The organism is Clostridium sardiniense (assembly GCF_050584765.1).
Classification (GTDB): domain Bacteria; phylum Bacillota; class Clostridia; order Clostridiales; family Clostridiaceae; genus Clostridium; species Clostridium sardiniense_A.
In genome coordinates, this window is record NZ_JBNOOR010000002.1 from 753,604 (window position 1) to 777,094 (window position 23,491).

Sequence of the window (23,491 nt, forward strand, 5' to 3'; positions counted from 1 at the left end):
TACAATTTATATATAACATAAAATAAGCTTAGGCTATTGTGCCTAAGCTTATCTAAAGATTAAGATTTCTTAACTATATTTTTATATCCAATATAAGTAGCAATAAAGTATGCTCCATATATTATAGTTATTCCACCCATTGTTATAAGAGCTGATTCTAGGATACTACTCTTACCAAATATTGATACAAAATCATTTGCAACACTAATTCCAACTACTGAATGAACTATCGCTAAAACAAGTGGCAACATGAAATATGCTAGAGTTTGAATAAATATTGATTTATTAATCATATTATTTGGCGCTCCAATCCTTCTTAAAGAATTGTACCTATCTGCACTATCACTTGCTTCTGATAATTGTTGAAGTGCTAGTATAGCTGCACTTGATATTAAGAATATAACACCTATATATAAAGCTATATATAGAATCATAGTAGTACTTGCTTGCATTTCTTCTTGTAATAATGTCTTTGTCATAAACATCATATATCCATTTTCAACATTTGGATTTTTCATATAATTAATAGCAGAATCAGAATAGTATTTCTCTGATGATTCTTTATTATCTTTTCCGTAATTAATATTTAAAGTATAATCACTAGGTTCTAATCCTTTTACAGCACTATCTGGAACTATTAGATTAAATATCACTTGTGATACCGCTGAAGTTGAATTTGCTGTAGTTATTATTTCTTTATTCGCTATAGTATAATCTTCTTTACCTAGCTTAATTTTATTACCACTCTTTATTAAATCCTCAATTGCAGGCTTTAATTTATCAAAATTAGATTGAATTAAAACTTCATTATCATTAAGTTTCATAGCACTCTTTCCACTTAATTCTCTAAGTTTATTAAAATCTGATATAGACATTACAGATATAGTAGTACCATTACTTAGATTATTTTTAAATCTTGAATCCATATATTTATCTAATACATTGTTAATTGTATCTTTTGTATTATATGTTGTTACATATGAATATTTATCTCCACTTTGTATTTTAAACCCAACTTTATCTAACATTTGCTCTAAACTAAGTTTTGAATCATTATCTACATATGTACTTACTGACGCATCGTATGGTGATAATGAATCCATATTATTTCTTTTAAAACTTACACCAACTGAAAGCATACTTATAGTTAAAAATAACATTAGACATATAACTGTCATTGATATAAAGTTAGTATTTATTTTGCTATTCATTTGTCTTAATGTAAATATATTTAACTTTCTTAGATACAAGTTCTTATTCCTTTGTATTGCCATTATTAAGAAACTTGTAAGTCCATAGAAAAATAATGCTGTTCCAATTATCCCAAGTACAATTGATAACTTAAATTCAATTGTTCTAATATCTAGCCCAACCTTCTTTACTAAATAATATGCAACCCCTAAGGAAACTAATGATACTATGAAAATCAATCCTGAAATCATAGGATTTTTTATTTTTATTTCTTGATTTTTCTTGTGTGCATTTAATAAATCTATTAGCTTATATTTTGATATAGCAAATGTATTAAATATCATTACAAGAACAAATATAATACCAAAGTATATTATAGTTTTAACCATAGCTTCTGATGAAAATACAAATTTATAATTTGATAATTTGATTGAAAATAGCTTTGCTGTTATTATTGATAATCCTTGTGAAGCTATAATTCCAACAACTAATCCTGCAATAAGTGAAAATATCCCAATAATTAATTCTTCACAAACTAATAATTTTGATATTCTCCCTTTCCCCATACCAAGAGACATATATAACCCAAGTTCTTTCTTTCTTCTTTTAATCAAGAAGTTGTTTGCATATATAATAAGTCCACCTAAAATAAATGAAACAAATACTGATATATAGGATATTACTTGTGATATCATTTGTAATGAGTCTTTTTTACTTGAATTAATCTCCATCATTGCACTCTGTGATCCTATGGAGTTAAAAGCATAGAATATACATACAGCAAATGTTAAAGTTAAAAAGTATATTGTATAATCTTTAAAACTCTTCCTAACATTATTAATTGCTAATTTAGTTTGATTCATTTGCTTCACCTCCAAGAAGCGTAACAACTTCAATTATTCTATCAAAGAATTCTTTTCTAGACATATTCCCCTTTATTAATTCATTGAATATCTTACCGTCTTTTATAAATAATATTCTTTCAGCATAACTTGCTGTAAATGGATCATGAGTTACCATAAGTATTGTAGCTTGTAGCTCCTTATTCATATTTTCAAAGCTTTCTAGAAGTTGTCTAGCTGACTTTGAATCTAACGCCCCTGTTGGTTCATCTGCTAAAATGATTGAAGGATCTGTTACTATTGCTCTTGCAGATGCAACTCTTTGTTTTTGTCCACCAGATACTTGATATGGGTATTTATTTAAAAGCTCAGCAATCCCTAATCTTTTAGCTATATCTTTAACTAAAGTATCTATTTCCTTTGGTTTTCTATTTTGAATTGTAAGTGCTAATGCTATATTTTCATAAATAGTTAAGGTATCTAGAAGATTATAATCTTGGAATATAAACCCTAACTCATCTCTTCTAAATTTCTCTAAATTTTTCCCTTTAAGTTTTGTTATATCTTTTCCCTTTAATAATATTTTTCCTGTTGTTACATTATCTATTGTTGAAATACAATTTAAAAGTGTTGATTTACCACTTCCTGATGCTCCCATTATTCCAACGAATTCACCCTTTTCAACATCAAAGCTTATTCCATCTATAGCTTTTGTTACGTTATCTTTATTTCCATAATATTTTTCTATATTTTTAACTTCTAATATATTACTCATTTAATTTCCTCCTCGTTTCCCTACACTATGTCTTTATTTTATGCTTTAATTTTTAATCTTCATATTGAACTATATTTCAGTAATCTTTCAATTTTGTAAGATAAAATATAGGATATTGTAATTTTGAATTTACAATATCCTATAAGACAATATTATTGAGTATATTTTGTTCAACTAGTTAAAATTTACTCTATCTTACAATATTCATTAATATATAGCGAGTATTTTACTTGTAAACTTTTAGAAAATAAGTTATTTAATTTATCATTTTATATATTTACATATGTATAATTTTACTATACATATATAAACATATCTTTAATGAGGTGATAATAATGCAAAAGACAAAAATGATTGTTACTCTAGGTTCATCTAGTAATAATAAAGATACTATACGAAAACTTATTAAAAATGGAATGAATGTAGCTAGAATAAACTTCTTTCATAGCTCATATGAGGAAATAAAATCTCTAGTTAAAATTTTAAATGAATTAGATGAAGAGTTAGATACAACAACAGCAATACTTGGAGATATAAGAGATTCTAAGATAAGAACTAATAAATTTTCAAATAAAAATGTAACACTTAATACCAATGATTATTTTTCATTTCTTTGTGGCAGTGAAATCTTAGGTGATAATACTAGATGTTCAATAAGCAATTCCTATCTTCATGAGAATTTAAATATAGGAGATAAATTATATATAGATAACGGACTTATTTCTTTTGAAGTTGTAGAAATCTTAGGAAGAGAAATTAAATGTTTAATAACACACGGTGGAGTAATATCAGAAAATAAACAAATAAATATACCTAAATTTAAGAACCCTTCAATAATAACAGAATTGATGGAAAAGGATATTGAATTTGCTTGTAAAATTGGAATGAACTTTATATCATGTTCTGCTGTTAGAACTGGTGCTGATTGTTTAAAATATCGTGATATGGTTATTGAATATGGTGGGCCAAATATAAAGCTTATTTGTGAAATCGAAAATAGTGATGCTGTAGATAATATAGATGATATTTTAAATTCATGCTATGGAATTATAATGTCAAGAGGAGAGCTCGGAATAGATATTCCTGTGGAAAAAATTCCATTTATTCAAAAGGACTTAATAAAAAAATGTAATAAATTAAATAAAATAGCCATTGTATCTACACAAGTTTTAAGTTCAATGGATACTTTTCCAAGACCTACAAGAGCAGAATCTAGTGATGTTTTCAATGCTGTATTAGATGGTACTACTGCATTAATGCTTACACGCACTACAGCTATCGGTAACTATCCATTAGAGACACTAAAAACATTAAAAAAAATTCTAGAAGATAGTGAAAAATACTTAGATTATAAGGAGTTTTTCAAAATATTTTCTAACGATATAATATTAGATTATGATAACTTAATGGCATCTTCAGTTGCTGAAATCTCAAATAAATTTCCAACAAAAGCTATAATCGTTGGAACTTATAATGGTATGCTTCCAAGAAGTATATCTAAATATAGACCTGATGCACCAATTATAGCTGTCACAGATAACAAAGATATAGCAAAGAGCCTTTGTCTTAATTTTGGGGTAACTCCTTTTATTTATGATAAGTTTGATAGTCCTGAAGAATTTATGGAAGAGGCAAGAAATATAGCTTTAAACAATGGTCTTGCTAAGAAATATGATACTATATTAGTTCTTACAGCTAATAAGACTTTTTCTTGGAAAAACGATAATTTTAAGATTGTAAATCTCTAACTTATAGATAAAGATAATTATAATAAACAAAAAGAATCCTAAATTTAGGATTCTTTTTATTTATTATGCTTCAAATATTTCAGTAAACTTATTCCATATATCTTCATTATTTCTTTTTAAATTTACTATTTTGAATTCATTACTATCTACAAATGTTTGAAGCGTATTACCTGTAGCTAAAATAGTGTTATCATTTTTTCTTCTAACGACATACTCTATTCTAACCTTTACTGGCGTTAACTCACTAATAGAAGATTCAACAACTAAGTCATCATCATACTTAGCAGCTTCTATGTATTTACAATGAGTTTCTATAAGAGGCATCATAATCCCCTTATCTTCTAAATCTTTATAAGAAATCCCTGATTCTCTTATTAAATCCTCTCTTGCTACTTCAAAATATATATAATAATTAGCATGATGGACTACTGCCATTGCATCTGTCTCTGCGTATCTAACTTTAATATCAGTAAAACTCATTCACTATACCTCTTTTCTTAAATATACTAGATTATGTTTTATTTTAACATAAAATTATCCCCTTAAACTTATAATATTATTAATATCTATATAGAATCCTTAGATACAATTTCTCCATCTTTTAATAATACTATGTGAGTTCCATACTCCGCTGATTCTTTTGAGTGAGTAACGTTAACTATAGACATTCCTCTTTCTTTATTTATTCTTTGGAATAATTTCATTATTTCTGTTCCAGTCTTTGAATCTAAATTTCCTATTGGTTCATCTGCTAGAATTATTTCTGGCTTATTTATTAGTGCTCTTGCAATAGCAACCCTCTGCTGTTGTCCTCCTGATAGTTCTCTTGGAGTAACTTTTCTCTTGTGTGAAAGTTCTATTATATCTAGTATCTCTTCTAAATCCTTTTTATGATCCTTTAGTCTTCCACCATCTAATGTTATTGGTAATAATATATTGTCCTCAACTGAAAGATTCTGAACTAAATTATAAAACTGAAATACAAATCCTAGATCTCTCCTTCTAAGCTTACTCATATCTTTATCATTAAGTTTATGAATATTTTTTTTATTTAAAAGAACTTCTCCTTTTGTTGGAGAATCTAGTCCTCCAATTAAGTATAATAAAGTACTCTTACCACAACCTGATGGTCCCATTATAGATACAAACTCCCCCTTTTTTATATCTAAAGACACATCTTTTAATATATCAACTTTTTCATTGCCTACTTCAAAACTCTTCCACAAATTTTTAACCTCAATTATATTATCCATATTATCCAAACCCTCTTTTTACTCATATTTTATTTCATCAACAACTGATATTTTAGATGACTTAAATACTGGTGCAAGTGATGCAACTAACATAAGAACTATTCCAAATATGGTTAATCCTATTAACTTTTTATCTGGAATAGTTATCTTTAAATATGCATCTAAAGATAGTGATATCTCAGGTATAAATCTGCACACTAAAACTCCAGTAAATACTCCAAGTATACTTCCAAATATTCCAATTGTTGCACCTTCTATAAATATCATTCTGCTTCTTTGCCCCTTACTCATTCCAACTGAAGTTAGTACTGCAAGTTCTTTTCTCCTTTGCATGAAACTTACCATTAAGTTATTTACTATCCCTAATGATCCAATAATTAATGCCATTATAGAAAAGCTCTCTAACGAACTCATAAGTCCTGCATTATTTGCAAGTTCACTCTCTTTCATTTCTTCTTTTGTTTTTATAGATACTCCATACTCATCTAAATCTTTATTTAAACTCTTTTTAAGTGTATTTTCTGATATATCTTTCCCTTTAATTAAAATACTACTTGGAACACTTCTATTAAAATCTTCCTTAAAATTCTTTTCACTTATTAAACAATTTCTCTTATTTGCACTTATTGGTGATGATAGGAATCCTGCTATTTCATATTCATATAATTTATTATCAATATTCAATTCTATTTTATCACCACTTTTTAACTTGTATTTTTTCTTATATATATCAGCTAATATAATTTTATTTCCGCTATCTAATTTATCTAATATCTCCTTATTACTTTCTGATGAATCATTAAATATCTTCTCACCGCGGAAATACTCTAAGTATTTTGATGGGTTAATTCCTTGAAGTGCCCCTATATTCATATCTTTATCTTTTATCTTTACATTATGTTCTACATAACTATTTGAATAATCATCTATATCTTTACCTTTTAGATTCTTTAAATTTGCAAGGACTTCATCATAATTAAGCTTTGAAATATTTGAAATAGACACCTCATAATTTTCTCCATCATATGAGTTTGTAATTAGACTTTTCACACTATATGAAGCTACATATATAGCAGTAACAGCTGCAAGTGCAGAACATATTAAAACACCATTATTTATTAAGCTTTTTGATGTCGCCATATTTTCTAAGGCCAGAACTCCAATATTTCCAAATATTAATCTATAAAGTCCTCTTAATACCTTTGATAAAATTTTAAATATAAGTGGAATCGTCATAACAGAACCAATTAATACAAAAAATGCACAAGCCATACTAAGTATAAAATTACCTGTATCTTCAAACTTGCTTATATATATGAATGGAGCTATTATTAATACAATTCCGATTACCCAAAATGATGGGTGTATCTTCCCCCCATTTGAATATTCTCCAAGTATAATTTCCTTTACTGAAAATCTTGATACTCCAAGTATAGGTATTATGGAACTTATTAAACAAAGTATAATAGCAATTATATAGGCTATAATTAGATTTTTAATATCAAAATTTATTGTTGTACTTACTCCATAATCTTTAAACTGATTGGAGCTATCACTTAAAAGATATAGCATTGGAAATCCAAGTCCTGTTCCAACTATGCAGCCAACTATTCCATAAAATAAACTTTCTAAAAGTATAAGTCCATCTGTCTCCTTTTTAGTAGCGCCAATACTTCTAAAAGTTCCTATTACCCCCATTCTTTCAATTATTATAACTTTAAAGGATGAGTATATAATAAATGCTGCCATTAATACTACAACTGCAAGCATTATATAAAATGGTACAGTAAATTGACTAACCATCTTATCTAAATCCTCTTTATTTAAAGTTTCTTTTATAGAATAATCTTTTAAGTCTGTTTTCTTTAAAGTATCAATACTTTTATCTGACCTAACTAATGCTGATGTTATTTCTTCTTTTTTTCCTATAAGTTTTGATAATCCACTATTACTCATTATTATTGTCATTTCTCCAGGCTTCTCTGTGAAAAACCCTGATGGAACTGCAACATCAGAAACTTTAAGGGTTATATTCTTACCTTCACTTTTTATATTAAAAGAGTCTCCTACTTTTAAATCCAAATCTTCAGAAATCTTCTCTGAAATTATTACTTCATTTCCATTCAATTCATTTATATTATCTTCTTTACCATCTTTAAATACTATAGGATTTATTTTTTGAAGATTTTCTATGTTCTCTCCAGCTATTATGTCTACTCTTAGTGACTTATCTCCTTCTTTAAATAATCCATTGCCATTAAATATATATGCCTTTTCTTCATCCTCTAAAGTCTTATTTAAAATATCCTTATCTAAAAATGGATTATTTGAGCTCTCTTTTTGAGTTATTATAATATTAGCATCTCCAAATTCAGCCTTATTTTTCTCAGTAACCATATTTTTAAAGTTATCAGATGTTCCAAAAGATGCAAATGTCATAGCAGTTGTAATTCCTACTGCTAAAATTATAAGTAAGCTCCTAAGCTTCTTTTCCCACATATTTTTAAATAAATACGTGAATAATATTCTCATTAGTTCTCACCCCTCATGTACTAAATTTTAATTTTTTTACCATTCCTTTTATTATAACATCATATAAATTAAGAATAATTACTACATTTATTTTTATATATAAATTTCTATTCTGTTAATAATTGTTTAATTTTAAGTACTTATTAACTACTCCATAAATTAAAATAATATAATTTATCTATAGAATTTTATGGGAGTGATTTAATTATGAAAAAAGATAATAATTTAATTGATGTTTATATAGAATATGATGAAGATGCTACAGTTCCAAAATATGAAACTTCATTAGCTGCAGGCGCTGATCTTTTCGCTGCTACTGATATGGTAATACTACCATTTGAAAGAGTTGCTATTCCTCTAAATATTAAGTTTGCTATTCCAGATGATATGGAGATACAGATAAGAGCTAGAAGTGGACTTTCCCTTAGAACAGACCTTAAAATTTCTAACTCTATAGGTACAATTGATGCAGATTCTATAGATAACATTTCAGTTATACTTGAAAATGAATATAATATATCAAGCTTACCTTATCAAATAGCAAATGATCCCTCAATACTTACTGATTTAAAAGAGAATTATACTCAAATTAAACTTAGAGATTATTTAACTTCTAAAGGAGAAAGTGTATTTGCCTTTGAAGAATATGATAAATCTTTTAGGAAACTACTAAAAAACTATATTTATATAGATAAAAATGGTAATCCTTATGGAAGTATCTATATAAAAAAAGGAAATAGAATTGCACAAATGGTTTTAGCTCATTATTATAAGGCTAATTTCATTAAAACGGATGATATAAGTAAGATAAAGAAAGGTGTAAATAGAGGTGGTGGCTTCGGTCACACTGGTTTCTAATTTATAAATTATTTTATTGATGAGCACTTGGTACTTTTAAAAACTATATAATAAAATTAAGAGTCGAATGTAAACATTCGACTCTTTTTATTTTTCACTAAAATTTTTATTGGGATGTTGTGTCAATTAAAAATCATTACAAGCCATAAACTTAAGTATAAAAAATTTTAATAAAAAAAGAGCATCTGGCTTAATTAAGATATACTTAAGCAGGCAAGATGTTCTTTCCTATTTATATAAATTTTTTGATTAAGCTAATTTATTTGTTTAACTTTTCCTTCTCTTTAATTTTGTCTGCCATTTTTTCTTGTTCTTTTCTTACTTCAGCTAGTTTTTCTTCACCAGTTTTTCTAGCTACCTCATCATATCTTCTTTGTCCCATAATTCTCATCCCCTTTATAATAGCCTGTCCAAATCTTGTCTTAATATTAACACCAATTTCCTAAAGGGTAAACCAACATAACCTTAATATTTAATCATTTTAATTTATATTAATCCATTTTCAAGGTTTTTAATAAAATAATAAAGCATTTTCTCTTATTTACTGTGTATTTATTCAAATTATTAGCAATTATTATATCTTTAACACATCGTTTAATTTAGTTACAATTTAAATAATTATTGTATTATTTTTAATTTATTACATTAAAATATCCTAGCTAGAGATATTATAAACTTCTCAAAAACTAGGATATTTATATATATTATTGTATTAAGGATTGTCAATTAATACTTCTAATCCATAATGATCAGAAACTATCATCTTATTTATATCATTAAATATAACCTTACTTTCTAAAACACTCATTGATTTATTAGTAAATATTATATCCATTCTTAATTCTTCTGTATTATCATCCCATCCATCTATTTTCCCTTTAACAGTTATTCCTGAGTCCTTTAATTTTGCTAAATCATAAGTATCTACTAGTCCTTTACCTTTAACAAAATCATAGCCTTCCTCTCTTATTAGTGCATTACTATTAAAATCTCCCATTAAAATTGAAATCTCATTTCCTTCTTTAACACTCTTATATAATTCATTTATTTGATTTTTAAAATCTTCATCTTTATCATTCCACCAGCCTATATGACATGAATAAAAGTCTATATTTTTATTATTAACCCTAACTACAGCTTTAACTATTTTTCTTGATTTCCAAAAATCTATACACTTATTTTTAGTTATATAAAAACTTTCACTTTCAAGAATCTCATACTTTGTTAGAATAGCCGATCCCTCCTCATATTTTCCATATCCAATATGTGAAAAATCCCATACAAAATTATACTCTTCTCCTCCAAGTTTCTTTATCTGATTTATTAAAATCATAGCATAATTATCTTCTCTTATATTATTAAATACTATATCTGAATCCATGCTTTGATTTACTTCTTGAAGTGCTATAACATCATATTTTTTATCCTTTATTACTTTAGCTAAATATTTTATCTTTTCAATTTGGTTTTCCTCTTGCCATGAATGACAATTTAATGTAAGTAATTTCATATTTTATCTAAACTCCTAAAATATCTTGTATATTTGACTTTAATACATCTGCTTTAGGTCCATATATAGCTTGTACCCCTTTATCTTTTAGAATAAGTCCTATTGCACCATTTGATTTCCATGACTTTTCATCACCAACTAAACTTATATCTTTTACCGTAACACGAAGACGAGTCATACAAGCATCTACGTCTACTATATTATCTTTCCCTCCAAGTAATACAATTACTTCTCTTGCAATATCATCATTTTCTGTGCCTGAATTACTCTTACTACTATCTTTTCCACCTTCTGAATCTTCACTATCAATATAATTTCCTGCACGTCCTGGAGTAGCTATATTGAATTTCTTTATTAGTACATTCATTATTCCAAAGTTTGCAAAGAAGAATACTACTGCTACTATTAAGAAGTTTAGTAAATCCCCAACTAGTCCTGCATTAATCATAAGTGGAGTACGAGTTAATAACTCAATAAATCCAAAAGCATGTACTCTTAAATTTAATATATCAGCTAATGCATATCCTATACCTGTTAGAACTGCATAAACTCCATAAAGAATTGGTGATACAAACATAAACATAAACTCTAAAGGTTCTGTTACACCTGTTAAGAATACTGCTATTGCAGCTGAGAAAAATACTGTCTTATACTTTTTCTTCTTATCTGGATCAACGTTTCTATACATTGCAAAGGCTACGCCTATTAATGAAGCGCTTGATAATATTACTTGTCCCGCTTTAAAACGTGCTGGTGTAATACTAGTTAGAAGACTATTATAAGCTGCCATATCTCCAGCTTGTTTTAAATTATTTAAGTCAGTTATCCATGCAAGCCATAATGGATCTTGTCCTGCAACTACTGAGCCAGCAGTAGATCCAGTTAGTACATGATATACTCCGCCAAGTTCTGTATAATTTATAGGAACAGTTAACATATGATGTAATCCAAATGGTAATAGTAAACGTTCTAATGTACCATACAAAAATGGTGCAATTACTGGTGCTGTATCTTTTGATGTTGCAATCCATTGTCCAAATGAATTTAATCCATATTGTATAAATGGCCATACAAAAGATAGTATTACTGCAGTAACTACTGAACCTGCTATAACTACAAATGGAACAAAACGTTTACCATTGAAGAATGCTAAAGAATTAGGTAATTTGTTATAATTATAATACTTATTATATAAAACCGCCCCTAAGAAACCTGAAATAATACCGATAAATACCCCCATATTTAGAGCTGGTGCTCCAAGTACTGATATAAAATAATCTTTAGCTAATAATTGCTGCCCTGTAAATGACTGTACCACGTCAGTTGAGGTTTTAGCTAACATATCTGCAGTAACCCCAAAGATTACTCCTGTTATCCTATTAGTTAATATAAATGCTAAAGCTCCTGCAAAGGCTCCGCCTGCACGCTCTTTAGCCCAAGAACCACCAATAGCTACTGCAAATAGTAAATTAAGATTATTGATTATTGCCCAACCTATATCTTCCATGACTCTTGCACAAGTTTTTATGAAATCAATATCTACATATATTCCTATGACTTTACCTATTGAAATCATAAGTCCAGCTGCTGGCATAACCGCAACTACTACTAGCAATGCCTTACCGAACTTTTGCCAAAAATCAAATGAACCTAACCTAAATTTCTTCATCCCTTTATACCTCCCAAATTTACTTAAATATATTTATATACCCTACATTCATAAGGTTTTAACGTAAACCCTGTTAATTCATCATGCTTCTCAACGTTATAATTATTTAAAACTAAATTTTCGTATTTTAAACTATATTTTTCATAATTATATTTGCTTTCGCATTTAGATAAATTACCTATAACAATATACTTCTCATCTCCAAGACTTCTTGTATATGCGAAAATTTCCTCATCATCTTCTAATATCAAATCATAAGTACCATATATTAAAGTCTCACTAGATTTTCTAAGCTTTATAAGTCTTTTATAGAAAGATAGAATTGAATTCTCATCCTTTTCCTCATCATTTACATTTATATATTTATAGTTGTCATTAACTTTAATCCACGGAGTTCCAGTAGTAAACCCTGCATTTTTACTTGAATCCCATTGCATTGGAGTACGTGAATTATCCCTTGAAGTTGCAAAAACTTCTTCCATTGCTTCATTCTCTGAAATACCACTCTCAATCTTCTCATTATAAGCATTTATACATTTTACATCCTTATAATCATCTATACTATCAAATTGTACATTAGTCATTCCTATTTCTTGTCCTTGATAAATAAATGGTGTTCCTTGTTGAAGGAAATATGTTGCTGCAAAAGATGTTGCACTTTCTCTTAGATATTCTTTATCATTCCCCCAAGTTGATACAACTCTTGGAATATCATGATTCTCTATAAATAATGCATTCCATCCCTTACCTTCTAATCCCTTTTGCCATCTTGTTAAAACATCTTTATATGCCTTAACATCAAATCCCTTTTTAGCTTCATAGTCCCAAAGGTGTAGATGTTCAAACTGAAAAACCATATTAAATTTCCCTTTATCTTCTGAAACCCAATCCTCTGCTTCTTTTGCACTTACGCCATTTGCTTCACCGACAGTCATTATATTATATTTTGAAAAAGTCTCTTCTTTTAATTCTTGTAAATATTCATGTATTCCATCTACGTTCATGTGCTTGTCAAAAGATGATACATACTTTAATCCATTTGGATTATCCATATCTTCAAAGCCGTCCTCTTTTTTGATATGACTTATTGCATCAACTCTAAATCCATCAACACCCTTATCAAGCCACCAATTTATCATATTGTAGATTTCTTTTCTCATATCTTCATTTTCCCAATTTAAATCTGGTTGCTTTTTAGTAAATAGATGAAGATAGTATTGTTCACGTTCTTTGCTATACTCCCAAGCTGAACCTTTAAATATACTTTCCCAGTTATTTGGCTCTTTTCCATCCTTTGAATCTTTCCAGATATACCAATCTCTCTTTGGATTATCTCTAGATGATTTTGATTCTATAAACCACTCATGTTCATCACTTGTATGATTTATTACTAAATCAATTATAAGTTTCATGCCTCTATTATGTACCTCATTAAGTAACATATCAAAATCTTGCATGTCACCAAATTCATCAAGAATATCCTTATAATCACTTATATCATAGCCATTATCATCATTTGGTGATTTATACATAGGACATATCCATATAACATCTATTCCTAAATCTTTTATATAATCTAACTTTGATATTATTCCTTGAAGATCTCCTATCCCATCTCCATTTGAATCTTTAAAACTTTTAGGATATATCTGATATCCAACTAGCTCTTTCCACCATACTTTATTCATTACACTAATTCCCTCTCGCTATAAACTAATATTTCAACTTAGGCAAACGTTTGCCCAATTATCAAAAATATAAGTGATTTATTAGAAATCAAAGTTCTTAGTGAATTTATTTACTACTAAAATCTTATGCTTTATTTCTAAATCCTCACTAGTACTTACAATTTAATATTCGTAAATCTTTTCTTTAAGTTTGCTAATTTTATAATATCAAACTTTGTAAATGTTATCAAAAGAGATGAGAGTAAATTTTACTCATTTAATCTACTCTCATCTCTTTTTTTCTCACTTATTCTTATTTTTTCACGCAAACGTTTGCCCAACTTCTAAATATATATTTTATTGAAATACAAATAATATACTTTTTCTATCTTTCTATAAACTTAGTATCAACAATATAGTGATTTATCTTATCATCATTATTATTATCTAATGAGCTTATAAGTAACTTTGTAGCCTGATATCCAAGTTCTGTTGCATTTATATCTATTGATGATATTGGAGGAATTTGATATTTTGCCATAGGTGTATTATTAAATCCTATAAGTTTTATTCCATTAATATTATTTTCAATTAAAAACTTATTTGCTCCAAAAGCTAAAAGGTCTTCAGTTGTTACAACAATATTAGGCTTATTCTTTGATATTATTTTTTGCATCGCTTCATATCCACACGCCTCATTAAAATCTTCAGTTTCAATTACTTTATCTTTATCATAGCTTATACCATTTATCTTTAAAGCCTCTTTAAAACCATTTAATCTATACCTAGATACATTCCAATCCTTCTTAGCACCTATAAATGCAATATTATTTTCTCCTTCTGATATGAATCTATTTACTACACTATACATTGCATTAAAGTTATCATTATCTACCCATAGTATATCTTTATCATTATCTGGTCTTCCTACAACTACGAATGGAAATTTAATATCTTTTAGATATTTTATACATCTATCATTCTCTCTTGCTGCAAGTAAACATATACCATCTAATAAATTACTAGATACAAACTCTTTAATGCTCTTTAATTCGTCTTCCTCATTTTTACTAAAAGCATACATTATGTAATAACCATTTTCTTCTGCTCCCATACTCATACCCTTCATCGCTTCTACAAAGAATGGATTTTTAAATAGATCTGCAGCTTCACTAGGCAATACAACACCTAGTATTCTAGTTTTATTGCTCACAAGTCCCCTTGCCATTACATTTGGTGTATAACCTAACTTTTTTATTGCCTTATTTACTTTTAACTTAGTTTCTTCACTAATCTTATGGCTATTGGCTATAACTCTTGAAACAGTAGATGGAGCAACATTTGCTTCCTTTGCTACATCTTTTATTGTAACTTTCAAACCCTCAACTCCCCTTTAAACTTTTAGTTAAAATATATCATAATTCATTTAATTATTCTATATTCACTTTGCTATATTAATTTACTCATAAAAAATAATAAACAGAGTACTATAATTCAATAGAACTCTGTTTATTGTATTTAAATTTAACTTACTAAAGTTAAATATTTAGGGCTGTCTTTAACTTATTCACTATAGTTTGACCAAATTCAAACCATCCATCATCTGAATAAGCATTATCTATGATTATATCGGTGTTATCTGTATCTGATCCCATTGTAAAAGTATAACTTTTTGCTTCATCTCCATTTATTGATTCTAGTTTATAATTCATAGGAATACTTTCAGTTACAACATAACTATGTTTATATTTTAATCCAGTAAATTGAGCTGTTTCTCCACTTTTTATGGCTACACTTTGAGTACTACCATCATTTTTATCTAATACATTTATCGTAAACAACTGATTCTTAATAGCTTCTTTATCATTTTCACTTAGCTCTGAATACTGTGATTTATTTTTATCAAATTTTTGATTTACCTTCTTAGTTACTTTTATTGTTCCAGTTTTTTCTTTAATATTAAAGTCAACTCTATCATATGCAATTTTTTCGCCATTATAGTATATACTAGCACCGTTTATTCCCCTATTTGCCGGTACATCAGGGACAGTACATTCTGCATATAAGCTTAACTCTTCATTTGGTGAAAGGGTTATATTCTTAGGATCTATTCTCTCATTTTTATCATTTAGAAAAATCCATTTATCTGTGTTTTCTGAATAAAGTACCTTTTCTCCATTATCATAATTTAATTCATCTTTTAATTCTAAGTTATTTAAATATATAGGAGTATCTCCATTTAATGTTTCATTCTTTATTGTTATCTTAAACTTAGCTACATCACCCATAACTAATGGTACAGGATTTTTATTATAATCAACATTAACGTTATTTATGCTAACTAAATCTTTATATACATCAATTTTAATAGGGCTATCTGTCTTAGTTTTAATTTTTACACTATCCGAATTGCTAACACTTAATTGATTATTAAAATATTTCCCTGTAATACTAACAGTATTATTAAAAACTTTATTTAAATCAGTATAGTTATTTGCTGTATTCTGAAACTTTAAATTTTCCTCATCTTTAATTATAATTGGTTCATTTGGTTTCAGCTCTTTTATTTCTTTAGAAAACTTTATGTTCATATCATTGTCATTATCGTTTAAAGTAATATTATTTATAGTACTATTATTTGCAGTTACTTTAAATTTAAAATAAATTGGTAAATTTGCTGGTACTTCAGGTATTTCATCTGATTGAATATATTTACCATCATTAGATTTTAATCTATTTCCATCCGCATCTGTTTTATGTGTTTTAAGTATAATATCAGTGTCACTTTTTCCATTAGTTGTAGAATCTTCTCTTTTTAAAATATATTTAGAATCTATATTTATATTTTCATTATTATCTTTATTTATTTTATCAATATCACTTTGTTTGACATATGCAATCTTCTGAATATCTATAGTAGGCTTCTTTACTGCATATAAAGCTAGTTTTGTTACTCCACCATTATTACACCATTCACTTGTTAATAAATCTATTGCATGTTTTGAATTTTTATATCGATTGCTTTGTATAATTTTAGTTACGTCTCCTAAAATAACATTACCACTTTTATCTTTTATAGAATCATTTAAATCCACATGCCAACCATCAATTATACTATTGTATTTATCTAAATTCTCAGCAACACAGCTATTATGATCTCTTGTACCCCAGTATTCTCTCTTAAACTCTAATTTATTATTAACTCCATTTCCATCAATAAAATTAATTTCTTTATTTGGAGTTGATGAATTTCTATAAGTTGCAAAATTAATATCTGTTGTCATTTCATCAACAAAAACTGATATCAAGTCATTAGCTCCTATAAACATTGCGTGTGATTTAGGCGCAGCTAAATAAAACTCATAATCATCTGTATTAATTCCACTTAAATCAGCTATCCCTCTAAATAAGTTCCAATCTTGTGTTGTATAATCTTCTGGAGTTGACTGATTCCATTTCTGCGCTGTTCCATTTACAGAATTCCAATTCAAGACCTGTGGTAAATTATAGGGCTTAGTATCACCTTTATTGCTTCCCTCAAACCAACTCTCTAATCTACTATAATCTATAGTATAATTATTATCATTTTCCATCATAAATTCTGTCCTTAGAGTTGCTCCAGTTTTAGCAGGTTCATTAGTGTAGTACCACTTACCCCAAAAATGTTTTTGGACCGCCTTAGCATTTTGTGGACTATTTAATATATTTTGAGTATTGAATATATTATCAAAATAATCTGCCGATATTCCGCTGCTATTATAATCATTATCATAGGTTGAGTTTACTCTATTCATGTTATTACTTGACCATGATAGAGGAATTTCTATAATACCATTTTCATCTATGTTCTGTGATACTACATTATTATTATCTGCGGCATTTGTTATTTTAGGAGTTATAATACATCCAAATATCATAAGTAGTAATACTACTAAGCTAACTATTCTTTTTATACTATTCCTTTGTTTTCTATATATTCTCATTTATACCTTTCCCTCCCCTCTTATTTATTTTTCATTATATGATTTTATAATATCTTGTAGTTGAGAATATACATCTCCCATAGTTTTATTTGAATTCCATTCATCTTCAAGGGCTTTATCATTAACTTGAATTGCCTCTGATGAAACATTTACTGTTAAACTTCTATTTTTATATTCTGCCTTCTCTTCATTTGGAATATCTTTTAATGATACAGATTCTAATAAAGGGCTTGTTTCATCTGCTTCCTTAATTATATTTCCTTTATCATCCTTCTCAGCAGGTTTTAAAACTTTATTGTAATAGTAATATCCATCATTACCTTTTATCCAATATTTCTTCCATGTATCTGAAAAGTTCAATTGTACCTGATTTGATGCTGATGTTGTAAGTTTAGTTACTTTTCCGTTCTCATCTTTTTCTTCATCCCATTGAGGGTTTATTATAACTCTTACTAAAACTGGGTTATCTCCAGTATTCTTTATTTTAACAACTTTAGGTACTTGTTTATTTGAAGGCAATTCAGAGTTTTGATTGAAATCCTCTATTACTTCAGTTTTTATACTTCCTACCTTAAATTTATTTTTTAAAGTTTCCTTACTGGTAAAATATGCTATAGAAGCAGCTGCTACTGAAATTAAAAGAACTATACCTAATGTTAATCCTACTTTTTTCATTTTCATACACTCCATTTAATAGTATTTTAAGAGGACTTCTCATTCTCATTATTCTTTTTCTTCCTTACTATGAGAAATATCCCTAATCCTATTATTATACCACCTATGCTAATTTGTAATAATCCACTATATCCTGTCTTAGGAAGTACATTTTTTATTCTTTCAACAATATTCTCGAAATCATCTTTTGAACTATTAGAGTTATTCTCTGTGCTTATTACTTTATTATCTATATCTCCAACAGCTGTAAATATCCAATTTACATCTGATCTTTTATTCTTATATTTATTATCTGTGGCTTTTCCATCCAGGACAACCTTTGCATTTAAAATCTTTTTTTCCCCTGGTTTAACAGTACCTAAACTTATATTATTTCTTAATCCGTCTTTTCCACTTACAGTGCCATGGTATATGTTCTTACCATCATAATTTATTGAAAGATCTAATACTTCACATAAATCTACTTTTTGTTGTGCTCCTACTCTTTCAGCTTTCATAAACACTTCAAAAGGCTCTTTTAAATTATTTTCTACAGTAAGAGTTCCACTTACTGAATCACCAGGTAACATTCCCTTCTTTTCTAGAAATATATCACTATTATCTTTTGTATAGATAAAATGAACTCCATCTTTATCTATTTTAATATTAGAGGGTGGCAGCTCTGCTGCCACCCCATTGGTAGTTATTCCTAAGAGAAGTGAAATAAATAGTATGAAAATCTTTAAAGATTTTTTCATAATATCACTCCTTGATTATTCTATTATTTTGCTAGACTTGCTTTTGGTTCTTCTGCTGTATTAGTATCAGTATTAGCTTGTGTTTTTCCTTGAATTTGAAGTGATTTTAATTTTTCTGAAACAGCTGATGGTACATCACCCCATGCTGATGTAAATGCATCATTTGAAGCTTGAACTGATTCTGCTGTTACATCAACTGTAAATCTATTTCCTAAAGCAGCTTTTTCTGTGTCACTTGCTAAAGTTACTGAGTCCAATAATCTTGGAGTACTTGATCCTGATTGTCCTTGTGGTGCTAAAACTCCTATGTAATAGTAATATCCATCTCCACCATCAAACCATTGGTTTTCTGTAATATTTGTTGCTAAATTTACTTTATTTAATACTATATCATCTAAATCTGTATCATTTAATCCAACATTTATACTACCATCTTTGTTGATCCAATTTGGTGATAATTTAACTCTTACGAATTGTCCATAATTTGCTGTACTATCTACTTGTACATCCTTATTTACAGTATCTCCTGGAATCATATTCTTAGCTTGATTCGGATCGAAATTTTCATTTATATCTATTCCAGCATCTCCACCTTTATCTTCAGTTCCATTAGCAACTGTGCTAAATGAGTTCTTCACTGTTTCCTTTGATGTAAAATATGCTAATGATCCTATCGCTAATGATGCCACTACTACAACTGCCGCAATTACACTTAATATTTTCTTCTTTTTCATTTGTTAATTCCCCCCTAAATTTTAATTTTTTTAAATATTTAAGAATTTTTGTAAGTAAAAGCCTTAAAAAAGGACTAATACAATATATTTGTGAATTAGCCGGTTGCACTACTAGCTCCATATATTCCAAGTGCCCAAATATAGAATATAATTCAAAGCATCTATATTAAATTAATTTTAAACATAAAAAAAACTAATCTATATTTTATCTTTAATAATATAAATTAGTCGGTTGCACTACTAGCTCCATATACCCCAAGTGCCCACATACAGAATATATTTCAAAGCTCCTATATTTTTGATTTTAATAATCTTTTGTTAATTTCATATAAATATTACCATCTGATATAAAAGAGAGTCAATACGCTTTACATATGCTTTACATAACCTTTACTAAATATACGTATCATTAATATTTGTTTTAATTTATCTATATTTATCAAAATAAAAAAGAAGTATAGTAAAAATATCTATACTTCTCTTAATATTTCTATATAGTTATTTTTTTCTTCCAACTAAGAATGATAGTCCAAATAAAGCTAATATCACAACTAATATTAGAACTAAATTCTTTTGAACAAACTGAGAAACTTCCCCAAGATAAGGTATATGGAACATAACTTTCCCTATAACTTGATTTCTCTGAACACTTATTGGATCCACTACATTATTAGCATCACCTTTTGTTATAAATTCTTCTCCATTATTTATAACCTGATTAACTCTATGAGTAGTAATTGTATTGCTATTTCTTCCTGTAAAAGTTATTACATCCCCTACATTTATTTCTTGATCCGTTCCATCTTTTACAACCACTAAACTACCTGGATTTATAGTAGGTTCCATACTTCCTGTTAATATGTAATATGAACTATATCCTAATATACTTGGATGTTTTCCTTCTTTTGATCCTATTATATTTATTCCAGCTAAAAATATAACAGCTATTATGAATAAATAGAATATGCAATTTCCTACAACTGCTAAAGAACTCTTTTTCTTCTTCATATCTTTACCCCTTTTATCTTATGATTTTATCTTAATATTCATTTATTAGTCCTTCTTTAGTCTATATATATTACTATTTATTGTCAATTCTCTTTACAAATTGTTAAATAACCATATCTTGATTACAAGTAAAAGTTAACTATATTATTAAATTTATTTTTCTTTAAGCATTATTCATATTTAATTACGAAAAAGCAGTTTAGTACGACCATCATACTAAACTGCTTCATATATTTCTTATCTTATATTATCTATTTACCCAGTCCCCACTGTTAACTTTAAGGAGCTTATCTATTTTATTCCTATCAGCTTCCTTATTATATCTGTAGAAATATGCTTTTTCTTTAGTCCCATTCTCTAAAGAAACCTCTACTACTTCTCTTATATATTCTGAATTTTTATCCTCTTCATTATAATTCTCTAGTTCATCTAACTCTCTCAATGTCTTCTTAAAATCTTTAAGTTCCATTAATTCTCCAACAATTTTGCTGTCCCCACAGATAACTGCTGGATATCCCTTATTCTCTATATGAAACAATTCCCCACAAACTGTTCCACTTTCTAACCCTTTAACCTTACCCTTAAGTAACTTCTCATAGTTGAACATCCCACTTCTAAGGCTTCCATACACAAACACTTTTTCTGTTAGCATATCTCTCCACCTATTGCTTTTATATCTTCATTGTATATAGTACATGCTTCTATTGATAATTCTATTCCCTTTATTATCTCCTCTAATGACATAAATGGTGTGTTCTTTTTGTCTATTACTTGAGATGTTACATAAGGAATGTGAATAAATCCACCCTTAACATTTGGATACTTCTTATCAATCATATATAAAATCCCATACATTACATGATTACATACAAAAGTTCCTGCTGTATTTGAAAGTGTACTTGGTATTCCATTCTCATTTAAGTGCTTAACCATTCCCTTTACTGGTAAGCTTGAGAAATATGCTGCCTTTCCATCTTCTCTTATTGGTTCATCAACTGGTTGATTACCTTCATTATCTTTAATTCTAAAATCATTAATATTAATTGCCACTCTCTCTGGAGTTATATCAAATCTTCCTCCGGCCTGACCTATTGATATAACAACATCTGGCTTATGCTCTTCTATAGCTTTTTCAATTGCGCTTAGTGATTTCTCATAAACAGTTGGTATTATAAGCTTTATTACTTCTGCACCATTTATATTTTCACTAACTCTCATAACTGCTTCTTGAGCTGGATTTACTTTTTCTCCTCCAAAGGGATCAAATCCTGTTAATAGTACTTTCATTAATAACTCCTCCTTTGTTTTTCTAAAATTCTACTCTTAAATTGTTTCATAAAAACTCTTTTTATTAGAACAATTTATTAAAATGCTAAGAAATACATTACAAATATGTGTAAAACCAATAACACTATTGCTGCTGGTGCTTGATATTTTATTACTTCATACTGATTCTTACATTCTAACAATGCTGATGGTACTATATTAAAGTTTGCTGCCATTGGCGTTAAAAGTGTTCCACAGTATCCTGCTGTAAGTGCAAGTGCTCCAACTATTGCTGGATTTCCACCTTGTGCAAGTACAAAAGGCACTCCAATCCCTGCTGTAATTACTGAAAATGCTGCAAAACCATTACCCATAACCATTGTAAATAGTGCCATTCCAAGTACGTATGCTACTACTCCAAAGAATCTACTATCTTGAGGCACTATACCTGAAATATGTTGTGATATAACTTCTCCAACTCCAGCTTGTGTAAATAATGCTCCAAGTGCAACTAAAAGTTGAGGTAACATACTTGTTGGTCCCATTTGATGAAGAAGCCTAGCACCATCATTTACAGCTTCTTTAGGCTTAGCTTTAGTTATTGAAAATGCTGCTATCATAGCTGCTATTGCACCTACCCCTATAGCAAACTGTGATGAATTTTTGTAATCTGCAAGTACCATTGCAACTACAACTGCTGCAAGTGCTAATATTAATGATGGAACAAATACCTTACTCTTTATTCTATCTGAAGCTTTCTGTCCTTCTTCCTCTGTTGCCATATCATACTTTGCAAAAACTACTTGTTTTGAAAGTGTTAAAAGACTTGATAATACTAATATTCCTCCAACTACATTTGCAGGTAATACCTTACCAAATATAAATGGCAATGATATCATAGTCCAAAATGCTGCTGTGAAATATCTTTTATTTGAATCTATTGTTCTAAATGATTTATATGCTATTACTAACATAAGTAAACCCATTGATACATAGAAAATTTCTAATGCTATATCTATAAATCCTTGCATATACTATCCTCC

The 23,491-nt window shown here is 28.2% G+C and carries 20 protein-coding genes and 2 riboswitches; of the genes, 2 read left to right on the top strand and 18 right to left on the bottom strand.

The window, feature by feature from the left end:
• Positions 1-59 precede the first annotated feature (59 nt).
• Both ACQPUW_RS13175 and ACQPUW_RS13180 read right to left on the bottom strand, forming a co-directional pair.
• Positions 60-2,054 carry an FtsX-like permease family protein gene (locus tag ACQPUW_RS13175; RefSeq protein WP_430837959.1) on the bottom strand — a complete coding sequence of 665 codons (1,995 nt, stop codon included), beginning with the start codon at positions 2,052-2,054 and terminating at the stop codon, positions 60-62.
• Positions 2,041-2,808, bottom strand: a complete 768-nt coding sequence (locus tag ACQPUW_RS13180; RefSeq protein ID WP_430837960.1) for an ABC transporter ATP-binding protein — start codon at positions 2,806-2,808, stop codon at positions 2,041-2,043. The genes ACQPUW_RS13175 and ACQPUW_RS13180 overlap by 14 nt, the downstream gene beginning before the upstream one ends.
• A 335-nt stretch (positions 2,809-3,143) precedes the next feature.
• Here ACQPUW_RS13180 and pyk point away from each other — a divergent pair, with 335 nt between their 5' ends.
• The gene (pyk, locus tag ACQPUW_RS13185) at positions 3,144-4,556 is read left to right on the top strand and encodes a pyruvate kinase (protein WP_430837961.1); all 1,413 of its coding nucleotides are present in this window, start codon (positions 3,144-3,146) and stop codon (positions 4,554-4,556) included.
• A gap of 63 nt (positions 4,557-4,619) precedes the next feature.
• On the opposite strand, the gene ACQPUW_RS13190 is transcribed toward pyk, so the two are convergent.
• From ACQPUW_RS13190 to ACQPUW_RS13200, 3 genes are all read right to left on the bottom strand, one after another.
• A complete protein-coding gene (locus ACQPUW_RS13190; RefSeq protein ID WP_430837962.1) occupies positions 4,620-5,036 on the bottom strand; it encodes an acyl-CoA thioesterase in 417 nt (138 codons plus the stop codon).
• 86 nt (positions 5,037-5,122) lie between these two features.
• Positions 5,123-5,809, bottom strand: coding sequence for an ABC transporter ATP-binding protein (locus tag ACQPUW_RS13195; protein WP_430837963.1), 687 nt, complete (start codon positions 5,807-5,809; stop codon positions 5,123-5,125).
• Between the two features lie 18 nt (positions 5,810-5,827).
• Positions 5,828-8,341, bottom strand: a complete 2,514-nt coding sequence (locus ACQPUW_RS13200) for an ABC transporter permease (protein ID WP_430837964.1) — start codon at positions 8,339-8,341, stop codon at positions 5,828-5,830.
• Between the two features lie 207 nt (positions 8,342-8,548).
• On the opposite strand from ACQPUW_RS13200, the gene ACQPUW_RS13205 reads away from it, so the two are divergent.
• Positions 8,549-9,199 (top strand): dUTP diphosphatase, encoded by a 651-nt coding sequence (locus tag ACQPUW_RS13205; RefSeq protein ID WP_430837965.1) that lies wholly within the window; start codon positions 8,549-8,551, stop codon positions 9,197-9,199.
• Between the two features lie 259 nt (positions 9,200-9,458).
• Here ACQPUW_RS13205 and ACQPUW_RS13210 read toward each other — a convergent pair whose 3' ends face one another.
• From ACQPUW_RS13210 to ACQPUW_RS13270, 13 genes are all read right to left on the bottom strand, one after another.
• Complete coding sequence (locus ACQPUW_RS13210; RefSeq protein WP_430837966.1) at positions 9,459-9,581, bottom strand: hypothetical protein; 123 nt, start codon at positions 9,579-9,581, stop codon at positions 9,459-9,461.
• Positions 9,582-9,911: 330 nt separating this feature from the next.
• Positions 9,912-10,709, bottom strand: a complete 798-nt coding sequence (locus ACQPUW_RS13215) for an endonuclease/exonuclease/phosphatase family protein (protein WP_430837967.1) — start codon at positions 10,707-10,709, stop codon at positions 9,912-9,914.
• A gap of 7 nt (positions 10,710-10,716) precedes the next feature.
• Positions 10,717-12,378 carry a PTS transporter subunit IIBC gene (locus tag ACQPUW_RS13220; RefSeq protein WP_430837968.1) on the bottom strand — a complete coding sequence of 554 codons (1,662 nt, stop codon included), beginning with the start codon at positions 12,376-12,378 and terminating at the stop codon, positions 10,717-10,719.
• A 23-nt stretch (positions 12,379-12,401) separates the two neighbouring features.
• Entirely contained in the window at positions 12,402-14,066 is a 1,665-nt protein-coding gene (locus tag ACQPUW_RS13225) for a glycoside hydrolase family 13 protein (RefSeq protein WP_430837969.1), read from the bottom strand.
• Between the two features lie 364 nt (positions 14,067-14,430).
• A complete protein-coding gene (locus ACQPUW_RS13230; protein WP_430837970.1) occupies positions 14,431-15,423 on the bottom strand; it encodes a LacI family DNA-binding transcriptional regulator in 993 nt (330 codons plus the stop codon).
• 160 nt (positions 15,424-15,583) lie between these two features.
• Complete coding sequence (locus ACQPUW_RS13235; RefSeq protein WP_430837971.1) at positions 15,584-18,028, bottom strand: hypothetical protein; 2,445 nt, start codon at positions 18,026-18,028, stop codon at positions 15,584-15,586.
• Positions 18,029-18,052: 24 nt separating this feature from the next.
• Positions 18,053-18,703, bottom strand: coding sequence for a SipW-dependent-type signal peptide-containing protein (locus ACQPUW_RS13240; protein WP_430837972.1), 651 nt, complete (start codon positions 18,701-18,703; stop codon positions 18,053-18,055).
• A gap of 26 nt (positions 18,704-18,729) precedes the next feature.
• On the bottom strand, positions 18,730-19,440 hold the full coding sequence (locus tag ACQPUW_RS13245; protein ID WP_430837973.1) for an LPXTG cell wall anchor domain-containing protein: 711 nt from the start codon (positions 19,438-19,440) through the stop codon (positions 18,730-18,732).
• A 23-nt stretch (positions 19,441-19,463) separates the two neighbouring features.
• The gene (locus ACQPUW_RS13250) at positions 19,464-20,174 is read right to left on the bottom strand and encodes a BsaA family SipW-dependent biofilm matrix protein (protein ID WP_430837974.1); all 711 of its coding nucleotides are present in this window, start codon (positions 20,172-20,174) and stop codon (positions 19,464-19,466) included.
• Positions 20,175-20,262: 88 nt separating this feature from the next.
• Positions 20,263-20,346, bottom strand: a riboswitch (cyclic di-GMP riboswitch).
• A gap of 45 nt (positions 20,347-20,391) precedes the next feature.
• Positions 20,392-20,474: riboswitch (cyclic di-GMP riboswitch) on the bottom strand.
• A 198-nt stretch (positions 20,475-20,672) separates the two neighbouring features.
• The gene (locus tag ACQPUW_RS13255; protein ID WP_430837975.1) at positions 20,673-21,182 is read right to left on the bottom strand and encodes a signal peptidase I; all 510 of its coding nucleotides are present in this window, start codon (positions 21,180-21,182) and stop codon (positions 20,673-20,675) included.
• Between the two features lie 247 nt (positions 21,183-21,429).
• A complete protein-coding gene (locus ACQPUW_RS13260; RefSeq protein ID WP_430837976.1) occupies positions 21,430-21,834 on the bottom strand; it encodes a gamma-glutamylcyclotransferase family protein in 405 nt (134 codons plus the stop codon).
• Positions 21,828-22,469 (bottom strand): pyroglutamyl-peptidase I, encoded by a 642-nt coding sequence (gene pcp, locus ACQPUW_RS13265; RefSeq protein ID WP_430837977.1) that lies wholly within the window; start codon positions 22,467-22,469, stop codon positions 21,828-21,830. Before pcp ends, ACQPUW_RS13260 begins: the two co-directional genes overlap by 7 nt.
• Before the next feature lie 77 nt (positions 22,470-22,546).
• A complete protein-coding gene (locus ACQPUW_RS13270; protein WP_430837978.1) occupies positions 22,547-23,479 on the bottom strand; it encodes a DUF979 domain-containing protein in 933 nt (310 codons plus the stop codon).
• Positions 23,480-23,491 lie beyond the last annotated feature (12 nt).